The following is a 12,175-nucleotide window of genomic DNA, read 5'->3' as shown; positions in this document are numbered from 1 at the left end:
ATGAAGCAAGCGACAAAAAATATTCCACGATGGATCTTAGCATTCATCGGGTCTTTACTCCTCTTTGCCACATTGGCGTTGGTCTGTATTCGAATGACCTTATTCAACGAAGATTTCATGATCAAGCAGGTACATGAGACCGAATACGTCGAGACGATCCGTAAAGACATGACCCAAAGCATCCAAGACTTAGGGCGGGGCAGTAATATTCCGCCGGAGGTCTTAGCAGATGTCGTTCCTGAAAAGACAGTCTCTACAAATGTTGATAATTATATCCGAAGCATTTATCAAGATTTCCCCTTCAAGATCCAAGGGGGAGACGAAATCAAAGGCAATATTTTAAAGAACGTCAATCAATATGCCCAGCAAAAAGGCATCGCGATTGATGAAGCGACTCAAAAAAACTTGGATAATTTAGCGAATTCCGCGGTGAAGAATTATTCCAACTATATCGAGATTCCCTATTTATTGAGTTACGGCAAAAAAGTGATGGCATTCCAATCCGCGTTGACGATGATTTTAGTGATTGCCAATGTCGCCTTCATCTTGGTATTCGTTAGCTTGCTGCTGATGGTCAAGATGAAGCATCAGAAGGTTCGCTGGAGCAGCGTGACTTTTCTAGGTGCCGGACTGATGATGGTGGTTCTACCAGCGCTGATCTATTTCAGCGGTGTGATCAATCGTCTAGGAATCATGTCAGAAGGGCTGTATCGCTTCGTGACCAGCTATATCACGGCTTTCGATTTAAGCTTTGTCTTTGTAGGATTAGCGTTGACTGTGTTCGCACTACTCTTAGTGCTGCTCAGTGAGAGGATGCGCTCGAAAAAAATACATAACGTTCGTTAAGTGAAGGGAAAAAAGCATGGAAGAAACAATCAGCTTAGAAGAACTGTTTCACGTTTTAAAAAAGAAAGCATTATTGATCCTGATGACGACCATCGCTGGGATCGGACTTGCGGCAGTAGTCACCTTCTTCTTGATTACACCAAAATACGATTCAGCCGCGCAGCTGATCGTACAAAACAATCAAGCAGAGGGACAAAATACCAATCTGCAGAATGATATCAATGGGAATGTCTTATTGATCAATACGTACAAAGATATGATCAAGGGGGATATCGTTATTGACGCGGTTCAAAAAGAGCTGCAAAGCGAATACCAATTCAGCTATAGCAATGCTGAACTAAAAAGCATGATCGAAGTAGAGCAGGCACAGAATTCGCAAATGTTCCAAATCGTCGCGACTTCTCCTGAACCACGTAAAGCAGCAACGATCGCGAATGTTACAGCTACAACCTTCCAAGAGAAGGCTGAGGATGTTTTAGCGGTTAATAAAGTGACAATCACTTCAAAAGGTGTCGTACCATCTAAGGCAGTTTTTCCAAATAATAAGTTGAACTTGTTAATTGGTGCAGTGGTAGGTTTGATGTTAGGGGTGGGATTAGCATTCTTAGTGGAATTACTAGATAAAACAGTTAAGGATGAACGATTTGTTGTTGAGGCCTTAGAATTACCGATCCTTGGACAGGTATCTGAGATCAGCAAAAAGGAATTATATGAAAATCGTAAAGCTCCAGCAACGCCTACTCCACAAGAAAATTCTAAAGAGACACGAGGAACACGTACCGTGCCGACTCGTAATCGAAAACGTGTGTAAGGGGAACAGATTAGATGGCGAAAAAGAAACAAGCAATCACACCGGTTGATTTGATCACCGCGATCAATCCTTTTTCAACCGCAGCAGAGCAATATCGGAAGATTCGTACCAATATCGAGTTTTCTTCCGCAGATAAGAAAATTAAGTCAATTGTTGTAACCTCATCAGGACCTGGAGAGGGAAAGACAACTACTGCATCGAATCTAGCAGTTGTGTTTGCCAATGCTGGCAGTCGCGTTGTTTTAGTCGATGCCGATTTGCGAAAACCAAATATAGCGTTAAGCTTCAAGGTTCCAAATGTAAATGGGTTGAGCAACTACTTAACCGAAGGAAACGCAGCTGCTAGTTTCTTAACTGAAACGGATGTTGAAAATGTCTACATGACGCAAGGCAATACCCAGATTGGCAGTCGTCTCATTGAGACTGATATCGAAAATCTTTATTTGATGCCAAGTGGACCAACACCGCCGAATCCTTCTGAACTATTAGGTTCAAGACGGATGCAGGAGTTAGTGGACACTTTGAGTGAGTCCTTCGATTTAGTGATCTTCGATATGCCGCCGGTGGTAACCGTGACCGACGCGCAAATCATGTCCTCTTATGTCGATGGTACGATTCTGGTTGTTCGTGAACGTAAGACGAACAAACAAGCAATTTTAGAGGCTAAGAAGCTCTTAGATATGGTTCAAGCAAAAATCATCGGAGTCGTCTATAACGGTAAAAAGCAAGGGGAAGACTCTTATTACTATTATGGGACGGAAGGAAGTAAGTGAGTACTAAATGATTGATCTACATAGTCATATCTTACCCGGTGTCGATGATGGCGCACAGACATTAGAGGATAGTCTGGAAATGGCGCGAAAAGCGATCAGTCAAGGCATCACTCATTTAATGTGTACGCCGCATCATAATAATGGCAAGTACAATAATCCGGCAGATAAAATCATCCGCGATGTTGCTGCTTTACAAAAAGAATTGGATCAGCGCGGATTAGACTTAACCTTACTAGAAGGACAGGAAGTCCGATTAACAGAGCTTCTCTTAACGGCAATTCAAAGAGACGAAATTCTATTTACTGATTTGGATAATACCTATCTATTGATTGAGTTTCCGACAAATGAAATACCTATCTATGCTGAGCAGGTATTCTATCACTTGCTTAATCGTGGTCAGGTACCAGTCATTGTTCATCCAGAAAGAAATGCAGTTTTTCGGGAAGAACCAAATCGATTGGTTTCATTTCTAGAGATGGGAACATTAACACAATTGACCGCACCAAGTATCGTGGGGGTATTCGGCAATGAAATTCAGAATACAGCGAGACAAATGTTGGAACATAATATGCTGTATATGGTCGCGTCAGATGCCCATAATCTTCGACACCGCACCTTCTTGATGAAAGAAGCCTATGCAGAGATTCGAAAAATCGGTGGCATAGAAATGGTTCAAGCAATGGAGCAGATGGCTAAAGACTTAGTGAATGGGGATTCAGTAGTCAGACCGAATTATCAGGCAATAAAATGAACTATGCTTCAAAAAAATGAAGAATAAACTTATTTAAAAAAAGATAATTGTTTTAGGGGGAAAAGCCATGGTTGATAATGAAGATAGAATTTCTAGTTTTAATACAATGGAGATAGCTACGTCTAGTAGAAGGAAAAGATATTATGAAGTTGTCAAACGTGGGATTGACATTGTTGGTAGCATGATAGGTCTCTTTTTTTTCATAATTACTTATATCATCTTGTTTATTCCTTACCATTTTGGCGAAAATAAAGGAAGTGTATTGTTTAAACAACAAAGATTGGGAAAAAATGGAGAGATTTTTGAAATATTTAAATTTCGCTCAATGAAAACAAACGCAGATGATATATTAAAAAATGATCAATATTTGTATAAAAAATACGTAAGCAATGGTTATAAACTTGAAGTTCAAGAAGATCCTAGAATCACCAAATTAGGGTGTTTTATTCGAAAATATAGCATAGACGAGCTTCCTCAATTTTTGAATGTATTAATTGGAGAAATGAGTCTTGTAGGACCTCGGCCAATTGTGTTAGATGAATTGGAAGAATACAAGAAAGAAAACGAAGTCAAGGCATTTTTAAGTATGAAGCCTGGACTTACGGGCGTCTGGCAAGTATCAGGAAGAAGTAGTGTAGGATATCCTGAACGTGTCTATTTAGAAACTAGCTACTTAAACAAACAGAGTCTTTCTTTTGATTTGAAAGTATTATTTTTAACAGCGGTTAAAGTTTTAAAAAAGGATGGGGCTTACTAATGAACTATTCAACACGAGGAGAAAATTTCTAAAATGACAAATAAGACAGCTCTTGTCATACCTACTTGTAATGCTGGAAAAGAATTTGAGGAAGTTGCAAAAAAAATATATGATCAAAGTTCGCGACTAAATTTAGTTAGGGTTTATGATTCTGAGTCAAACGATTTGACAGTGAAAATTGCAGAATCTTTGGATTTTGAGGTAATTAAAGTTTCGAAGAAAAGCTTTTCACATTCTGCAACTCGGAGTAAAATTGCACAAGAAATGTACGAAAATGGTTTTGATTATTTAATATTTATGACTCAAGATGTATATTTGCAGAACCATGCAATCGAATTACTTCTCAAATATATAATAAAAAATTCTAATTGTGGTGTTGTATATGGTAAACAAGAGATTGATCTAGAGAAAGGTAGTATTAATGAATATTTTGCAAGAAGTTTTAATTATGGATCAGTTAGTTCAATTAAGACAAAAAAAGATGTAGAAAATTTAGGAATAAAAACAATTTTCAATTCTGACGCTTTTGCCGTATATAATTTAAAACTTGCCAAAAAAGTTGGTTTTTTTGGAGAAGAGGCAGTTTTTGGTGAAGATATGATAATAGCTGATAAATTTATTCAGAGAGGCTATGGTGTTGGCTATTGTGCAGAATCCAGAGTTTTTCATACACACAATTATACTTTATTAGAAGAATTTTCTCGTTACAAAGTAATTGGACAATTTCATAAAATGAATAATGAGATTATTAATCGATACGGGAAAACCAATTCTGAGGGAATTAGGTTAGCTATTGGGGAAATTAAGTATCTTATTTCAGAAAAAAAGGTCTACAAAATTCCTGAATCTTTATTAAGAAATGCTGCAAAGTTTTTCGGATTTAAATTAGGATTTATGAGAGGTAAAGCAAATGTCTAGGTTATTATTAGTCTTGGAGGAACATTTTATTATAGATTCATCTGGAAATTACTGGGCAAAACGAATAATAGATGATGAATACTTAAATAGGTATTTACAGGTATTTGACGAGGTCAGGATATTTGCAAGAATAAGTACTGCAACAGCCAATGTGAAAGAAAGCAAAAAAATATCTACAAAAAGAGTTTCATTTAGTGCAATGCCAGATTTTCATGGACCAAAAGAAATGGGAATGCTGTCTGGAAAAATAATCACAAAATTTAAGCAACAACTTAATTTCTGTGATGTTGTTATTTTGAGATCTCCCTCACCGTTATCCCTGTTGCTTTACAGATTTATTCCCTCCAATAAGGTATTTGGAGCCGAATTTATGATGGGAGCCGATAAATTTTTTGAGGGAAAAAATTTTATCTATAAGAGATTAAACAATACTATAAATAAGGAAGCAAAAAAATTAGTTTTAAAAGCAAACGGAGTTTCATATGTTACAGAAAAACAACTTCAAAATAAATATCCTTGTAAAGCTATTAGGTTCGGGAAAACAAATGAATACTTTACAACAAATTATTCTAGTATAGACTTAAAAGATTCTTTCTACAGTTATTCTCCTCAAAAAAAGTTCGATTCGCCGATAAAGCTTGTTCATGTTGGCTTCATGGATTATTTTAGAAAAGGCCAAGATATTGCTATTGAGGCTACGAAGCTCTTGATTGAAGAAGGGTACGACGTTCAGCTTAGTTTAGTGGGTGATGGAAAAGAACGAAAAACCTTTGAATCAATGGCTAGAAATTTCCATATCTCAGATAAAGTAATATTTCATGGGAATATCAGTAATAAAATGGAAATTCGAAATAGACTTATCGAGTCTGATATATTTCTATTACCTTCTCATTCGGAAGGATTGCCAAGAGTCATTATTGAAGCTATGGCTTGTAGTCTCCCAGTTGTTGCTAGTAGTGTAGATGGTATACCTGAATTGGTTGAAGAAAAATATTTGATAAATGATTTTAATCCAAAATCATATATGTTGAAAATTAAATCACTTATAGATTCGAAAAATGAAATTGAAAGAGTTAGGGAAAGAAATTTCAATATTTCTAAAAAATATTCAGCAGAGAACCTTTCTTTGAAGAGAAATGACTTTTATTCCAGTCTCAAAAAACTTGCTGCTTTAAGGGGAAATACACTTGATAAACATTAAAGAATCAAAAAAGCTTTTTTTAGTAATTTTATCTTCAATGATTCTATTTCTTTTCATGCTTAATATCAATCAAAATGATTCATTAAGTGTTGTCAGTCTATCACTTATACTGCTATTGATTGTTTTTTTTGTTTCATGCATCACATTTTCTGTTAACATAGTGAATCCATTTATGTTTTTTTTAGTTTATTATTTTTTAGGGAGTTGGGATGTAATTTCAGCTTCTTTAAATTTAAGAAATACAAAACTAATCTGGAATAACAATATTTATCAAAAAGCGATGATTCTTCTTGTAGTTTGGTTTCTTTGTTTTACTGTCGGATATTTTTTAATTTTGAAATTAAAAAAGAATAGTCTTAAGAGGGAAAAATTTTTTATTCCTTTTGAGAATAAAAAAAAATACATTTATCTATTAATTCCTTTACTCATATTCTCTATATATGTTTTTTCCAACATTTTTGAAGGTATCAGTAATATTACAAGTCTAATTAATGCTCCTTTAGTTGGCGATGGAAGACTAGCGGAAGGAAAGGGATTTCTTTTAGCCTTTGCATATATAATTGGACTAATACCAGTAGTTTTGTTGGCTGATGGGAAAAAAAACATGAGTATAATTTCAAGTGTAATAATTTTTTGCTTAATGATTTTGACTGGAAGGCGTTCAATGGCTTTTAAGGCTGCTTTTATACCCTTATTGGTCTTCTGGAATTTCAGAGAAAAGAAAATAGAAAAAAAGTGGTTAATTTTGGGTGGCTTTATTGTAGTATTTATTGTCTCGATAATTGGAACGCTTCGTACAATTAATCAAGCTAGTTTTTCATTTACAAATGTAGAAAATGGAATATTATCTCAATTTGTTATTCTAGGAAAATATGTTGGTTACGGAGATAATTTGGTGGATTTAGTCGGAAAAATAGATACTGGACAAATACCATTTCAAAAATACAATTTCATTTTTAGAGGTATACAGTATCTTATTCCGAGGAGTCTTTGGTTATCTAAGCCAAGTGTACATTCTGGAGAAATAGTGAGCAACTTAGTATATTTTGCCGGCGATGTCGGTAGACCAGTAGGGGCTTTTGGCTGGGCATATCTTCAATTCGGCATGTTAGGTGTAATTTTTTCTGGTTTAATAACCGGAATAGTTGTAAACCAATTATACTCATGGGCCATTAAACGTAATGATTTATTTTCATTAGGACTGTATGGATTAATTATTCTTCCGATGTTAGAAATGTTTTTACCTGAATCTCAGATGCTACTCATGGTAAATATTATGTTTTGGTGTGTAGCGTTCTATTTCTGTCCAAATAGAACAAGAAGGGAGGCTCCAATCAGTGAGGATTCTAAAAAAGATTTTATTTGATCCTCAGTTAGGTTTTGTGATTAGATTCAAGCTATATAACAAGGATATACCTAATTTTTTGAAATTGTTCCTCATTAAAAGTATGTTTCGAAAATATGGTGTTTTAATAGGAAATGGTTCATCTATTGGAAAAAATGTAAAGTTTGTTCATCCAACGGGCATCGTTATTGGGGATAAAGTGAAGATTGGTAAGAATGTGTTGATTTATCAAAATGTCACTATCGGAAAAGCAAATAACTCAAAGTCCAAAAAGGATGGCTATCCAGTGATAGAAGATAACGTAATTATTTATGCGAACTCAGTCATTGCTGGTCCGGTGAAAATTGGAAAAGGATCCATCATCGGTGCTAACAGTTTTGTTAATAAGGATGTTGAGCCAGGAGATATAGTAGCTGGAAATCCCGCAAAAAAATTGATAATAGACAAATAGATTGGGTTGTGAGTAAATGAAAAATATTATTAAAAATTTTGCGTATCAAGGCATTTTCCAATTATCTAAAATAGTGATTCCCATAATTACTCTACCTATCGCCTCGAAAGCATTAGGTCCTTATGGAATAGGCGTATATAATTACACATACTCTATTGCTCAATACTTTGTTCTATTTGCCGGTTTAGGCGTAGCCTTGTATGGAAGTCGTGAAATTGCTATTTGTAAAATGAAAGGTGAAGATTCAAATGTACTGTTTTCGGAAATCTTCACTATGAAAATGCTAGTTTCATTTTTCTCCATTATTATATTTTTTTTAGTAGCTATCTTATCGAATAATACAAAAATATTATTAATTCAATCTATGACAATATTTGCTGTTCTATTAGACGTTTCATGGTACTTTATGGGAATTGAAAAGTTTAAATTTATTAGTTTATCTAATTCAATCGCTCAATTTATTGTGTTAATTATTGTTGTTTTATTTGTGAAACAGCCATCAGATTTAGTTTTTTATGTTTTAAGTCAAGCATTAGGCCTGACATTACCTTCTATTATGATTTTAATATTTGTTAGAAAACATGTTAAGTTTCAATGGAGAAGTATTAAGATGAGTGCTTTGAAAACTCATTTTTTTAATAGTCTTTCTTTTTTTCTGCCACAAATCTCAGTAATGTTCTACTCTAATTTGAATAAAACACTACTCGGATTGACAGTAGGTGCTACAGCTGTGGGGTATTATTCAAATTCATTGACATTGAACACAGTTTTTATAACACTATTATCTACTATTGATACAGTTTTACTACCTAAAATAAGTGCTATATCAGTAAATAATTCTGAAAAAACTATCTTGAAGTATTTGAAAAATTTCTGCAATATACAGTTTTATTTTTCCATTGCTCTTTTTTTTGGAATTCTTAGTATTTATGATAAGTTAGTTCCTTGGTTTCTTGGTCCTAAATTTGAATTTGTAAATAATCTGATTCCTCTTTTTTCAGTTTTGATAATTGTAAATCCATTAGCTGGAAGCATTGCCAGACAATACCTATTGCCTTTAGGAAATACGAATTTATATAATAGATCAGCGATTTATGGTGCCATAATAAGTATTTTCATCAATGTCATATTTCTAGCAAAAGTCGGAATTTATGCTTCGGTTTTTGCATATATTTGCGCAGAATTCTTTGTTCTAGTGACAAGATTATTTAGTTTGTATCGTACTAAAGAATTTAGATTGGATCATAAAGTTTTTATCAAGCTATCAATATGCGGTTTTGTAATGTATGTGATAATCAAAATTGTAACCCAAAGTTTGTCAGCAAGTTTTTCGACCAATATTATCCAGCTGGTACTAGGATCGATTATTTATATTGTATTAACACTGTTGATGAAGTTAACACCAATTCAATTTATGGATAAGATAAAAAAACTTAATATTGGTTAGTGGGGATTGGAAATGGGAAAAATTCTAAAAAACAAAGTAAAAAATTATTATCTTTACCGTACAGCTAAAATAAGAAAAAGGAAAATTTCAAATCCAAATATTACTTTAATTTCAAATAATTGTTGGGGAGGAATGGTAAGTAAAACATACAATCTGAGATATAATTCTCCAACAGTAGGCTGCTTCTTTATGTCCGACGACTACATTATTTTTTTAAAATACTTACCTGATTTTTTAAAAGCTGAAGAAGAATTTATCTCTTTTAATGAGTCGAAGTGGAATTCTTATTTTTTAGAAAAAAAGAAAGATATAAATTGTCCTATTATGCAGCTAAAATACAAGGACAATGTAATAGAGATTTTCATGCTCCATTATCAGACAGAAAAAGAAGCTAAGGAGAAATGGGATAGGAGAAAGAAAAGAGTAAATTTCGAAAATATGATAGTTAAAATGAGTGAGCAAAATAATTTTTCTTCAAAAAATCTGAAAGACTTTGAAAATCTTAATTTTAAGAATAAAATTTGTTTTACATGTTCCTCGATTTATGAAGGAAAGAGCGTGATAATGCCTATTAAATATGATGTAAGAAAAGATATAGACATTAATGATGAACCTAGAGTTAAAACAAAAAAATTTAACTTAATCGAATTTATTAATAAAGCGTAGAGGTGTTTAAATTGAAAATACTAGTAACAGGAGCTGCTGGTTTTATTGGCTCTAGATTGATTCAATTTTTTTCTAATTCGGATAATTTAATAGTAGGTATAGATAATATAAATGATTATTATGACGTATCTTTAAAACTAGAAAGACTTTCAATGCTGAATAAAATGAAGAATTTTCGTTTTTTTAAAATGGATCTTGCTGATAAGGAAGCAATATCTGCTCTTTTCTTAGAAGAAAAATTTGATGTTGTAATTCATTTAGGTGCTCAGGCAGGAGTTAGATATTCCATTGAAAACCCATATGCCTATATAGACTCAAATATTATCGGAATGATGAATATCTTGGAAGGGTGTAGGTCTAATCCCGTAGAACACCTGATATATGCATCCTCCAGTTCAGTTTATGGTGGTAATAAAAAAATCCCATTTTCAACTAATGATAATGTGGATCACCCGGTTTCCTTGTATGCAGCTACAAAAAAATCAAATGAGTTAATGGCTCATACATATTCAAACCTTTACAAAATACCTACTACTGGATTACGTTTTTTTACAGTTTACGGTCCTATGGGACGACCAGATATGGCTTATTTCAGTTTTACTAATAAAATAGTACAGAATGAACCGATAGATGTTTTTAATAATGGAGACATGATGAGAGATTTTACTTACGTGGATGATATAGTTCAAGGAATAATTCGTTTAATTGACAAGCCACCAATAGAAAATCCAAATTGGTCTGAAGATCAGATTTCTACTAGTTGGGCACCGTATCGAATATATAATATTGGAAATAATCAGCCCATCAGATTATTGGAATTTATTGAAATATTGGAAAAACATTTAGGGATAGTAGCTAAAAAAAATTTTAAACCTATGCAATTAGGCGATGTTCAAAAAACTTTTGCAGATGTATCTGATTTAGAACGAGATATTGGATTCAAACCGACAACTAGCTTAGATGAGGGTTTAAAAAAATTTGTACATTGGTATAAGAGTTATTATAAAATTTAGGGATAGTGGGAAAATAAGATGAATGTTTCAATTTTTGGACTAGGATACGTAGGTTTAGCGAATACTTTATTATTAGCTCAGAATGAACATGTGAAAGCATATGATATAGTAAAAAAAAAAATCGATATGCTACAGGAAAAAAAATCTCCTATTGAAGATAAAGAAATTCAAAAATTTCTGAATCGAAATGATTTGAATGTAGATTTCACACCAAACTTTATTGATTCTGTAAAGTTTAGTGATTATTTAATCATAGCTACTCCAACTGATTACGATGAAAAGAAGAATTATTTCAATACATCTACAGTTGAAGAAGTAATAGAAAAAGCATTGGCTATTCGCCCTGATGCAACGTTTATCATTAAATCAACAGTTCCAGTTGGATACACGGAAGAGTTAAAAGAAAAATACGGTACTGACAATATCATTTTCTCACCTGAATTTTTAAGAGAAGGCAGAGCACTTTATGATAATCTACATCCATCGAGAATCATTGTTGGTGAGTGTTCTGAACGTGGACAAGAGATCGCCAATATGTTTTTAGAGAATGCACATGATAAAGATGTTCCAGTGTTGCTAACACATTCTACAGAAGCTGAAGCCATTAAATTGTTTTCGAATACCTATCTTGCTTTACGTGTGGCCTATTTCAATGAGTTGGATACCTATGCTGAATCAAGAAGTTTGAACTCTAAACAAATAATTGAAGGCGTTGGATTGGATCCGAGAATTGGTTCGCACTACAACAACCCTTCATTTGGTTATGGTGGTTATTGTTTACCGAAAGATACGAAACAACTGCGTGCGAATTATGAAGATGTTCCTAGTAATATTATTGGTGCTATCGTAGAAGCAAATACAACTCGTAAAGATTTTATTGCTGAACAGATTTTGGCAAAAGATCCAAAAGTTGTGGGAATCTATCGACTGACCATGAAGGCAAACTCAGACAATTTCCGATACTCTTCGATTCAAGGTGTAATGAAGCGTTTGAAGGCTAAGGGAATAGAAGTAGTGGTGTTCGAACCTACGCTAAAGGGTGAGGAATTCTTCAAATCAAAAGTTATAAAAGATTTTGAGGAATTTAAGAATATTTCTGATGTTATTGTCTCCAATCGCTTTGAGCCTGAACTTCAGGCTGTAGAAGAAAAGGTTTATACAAGAGATATATTTGGAAGAGATTAACTATCAGTATT

Annotated in this window: 13 protein-coding genes; all 13 read left to right on the top strand. The window is 33.6% G+C overall.

All coding sequences use genetic code 11. The annotated features are described in order from the left end of the window. The 13 genes from E6139_RS01315 (at window position 1) to E6139_RS01255 (ending at window position 12,164) form a co-directional block, all read left to right on the top strand. A complete protein-coding gene (locus E6139_RS01315) occupies window positions 1-846 on the top strand; it encodes a hypothetical protein (protein WP_316401234.1) in 846 nt (281 codons plus the stop codon). Window positions 847-862: 16 nt separating this feature from the next. Continuing rightward, complete coding sequence (locus tag E6139_RS01310; RefSeq protein ID WP_316401233.1) at window positions 863-1,657, top strand: YveK family protein; 795 nt, start codon at window positions 863-865, stop codon at window positions 1,655-1,657. Between the two features lie 14 nt (window positions 1,658-1,671). Next, a complete protein-coding gene (locus tag E6139_RS01305) occupies window positions 1,672-2,430 on the top strand; it encodes a CpsD/CapB family tyrosine-protein kinase (RefSeq protein WP_316401232.1) in 759 nt (252 codons plus the stop codon). Window positions 2,431-2,437: 7 nt separating this feature from the next. Next, on the top strand, window positions 2,438-3,181 hold the full coding sequence (locus E6139_RS01300) for a tyrosine-protein phosphatase (RefSeq protein WP_316401231.1): 744 nt from the start codon (window positions 2,438-2,440) through the stop codon (window positions 3,179-3,181). Between the two features lie 67 nt (window positions 3,182-3,248). Next, window positions 3,249-3,938 carry a sugar transferase gene (locus E6139_RS01295; protein WP_316401230.1) on the top strand — a complete coding sequence of 230 codons (690 nt, stop codon included), beginning with the start codon at window positions 3,249-3,251 and terminating at the stop codon, window positions 3,936-3,938. A gap of 33 nt (window positions 3,939-3,971) precedes the next feature. Beyond that, window positions 3,972-4,856 (top strand): glycosyltransferase family 2 protein, encoded by an 885-nt coding sequence (locus E6139_RS01290; protein WP_316401229.1) that lies wholly within the window; start codon window positions 3,972-3,974, stop codon window positions 4,854-4,856. Then, window positions 4,849-6,057, top strand: a complete 1,209-nt coding sequence (locus E6139_RS01285; RefSeq protein ID WP_316401228.1) for a glycosyltransferase — start codon at window positions 4,849-4,851, stop codon at window positions 6,055-6,057. Before E6139_RS01290 ends, E6139_RS01285 begins: the two co-directional genes overlap by 8 nt. After that, on the top strand, window positions 6,044-7,423 hold the full coding sequence (locus E6139_RS01280) for an O-antigen polymerase (protein ID WP_316401227.1): 1,380 nt from the start codon (window positions 6,044-6,046) through the stop codon (window positions 7,421-7,423). The genes E6139_RS01285 and E6139_RS01280 overlap by 14 nt, the downstream gene beginning before the upstream one ends. Beyond that, window positions 7,395-7,853 carry a serine acetyltransferase gene (locus E6139_RS01275; RefSeq protein ID WP_316401226.1) on the top strand — a complete coding sequence of 153 codons (459 nt, stop codon included), beginning with the start codon at window positions 7,395-7,397 and terminating at the stop codon, window positions 7,851-7,853. The genes E6139_RS01280 and E6139_RS01275 overlap by 29 nt, the downstream gene beginning before the upstream one ends. 16 nt (window positions 7,854-7,869) lie before the next feature. After that, window positions 7,870-9,300 (top strand): oligosaccharide flippase family protein, encoded by a 1,431-nt coding sequence (locus E6139_RS01270; RefSeq protein ID WP_316401225.1) that lies wholly within the window; start codon window positions 7,870-7,872, stop codon window positions 9,298-9,300. Window positions 9,301-9,312: 12 nt separating this feature from the next. Further along, window positions 9,313-9,966 (top strand): DUF1919 domain-containing protein, encoded by a 654-nt coding sequence (locus E6139_RS01265; protein WP_316401224.1) that lies wholly within the window; start codon window positions 9,313-9,315, stop codon window positions 9,964-9,966. Window positions 9,967-9,977: 11 nt separating this feature from the next. Next, entirely contained in the window at window positions 9,978-10,979 is a 1,002-nt protein-coding gene (locus tag E6139_RS01260; protein WP_316401223.1) for an NAD-dependent epimerase, read from the top strand. A gap of 18 nt (window positions 10,980-10,997) precedes the next feature. After that, a complete protein-coding gene (locus E6139_RS01255) occupies window positions 10,998-12,164 on the top strand; it encodes a nucleotide sugar dehydrogenase (RefSeq protein WP_316401222.1) in 1,167 nt (388 codons plus the stop codon). Window positions 12,165-12,175 lie beyond the last annotated feature (11 nt).

The organism is Enterococcus sp., from assembly GCF_032555305.1.
Classification (GTDB): Bacteria; Bacillota; Bacilli; order Lactobacillales; family Enterococcaceae; genus Enterococcus_A.
The sequence above is the reverse complement of the archived record's forward strand: the minus strand, read 5'-3'. Positions and strand labels throughout refer to the sequence as shown.